The sequence below is a fragment of the Paenibacillus sp. LS-5 genome (genome assembly GCF_056121505.1).
The window spans coordinates 1-277 of the sequence record NZ_JBWAVA010000066.1; the positions used below are offsets into that span (position 1 = coordinate 1).

General features: G+C 76.2%; 1 protein-coding gene. It reads left to right on the forward strand.

Annotation, left to right across the window (positions count from 1 at the left end):
* Window positions 1–277: hypothetical protein (locus tag AC0MA3_RS26480; RefSeq protein ID WP_474658342.1), on the forward strand; the 277-nt coding region annotated here is incomplete at both ends.

Here is a 277-nt window from a genome sequence, read left to right on the forward strand (position 1 = left end):
GCCTGGAGATCGCCGCCGCCGGGCCGGCGACAGCGGCCGCCGCCGCCAGGGCGCTGGAGCCCTCGGACATCGACGGGGTGGTGGTGACCGCCCTCAAGCGCCCGACCCTGGCCCAGGACACCCCGATCAGCCTGACCGTGGTCAGCGGCGAGACCCTGCGCCAGCTCGGCGTGGTCGACCTGGAGCAGGCCGCGCCCCTGCTGTCGGGCCTCAAGCTGATGAGCAGCGCCTTCGGCCGCCGCCTGACCCTGCGGGGCGTCTATGGCGCCGGCGAGGC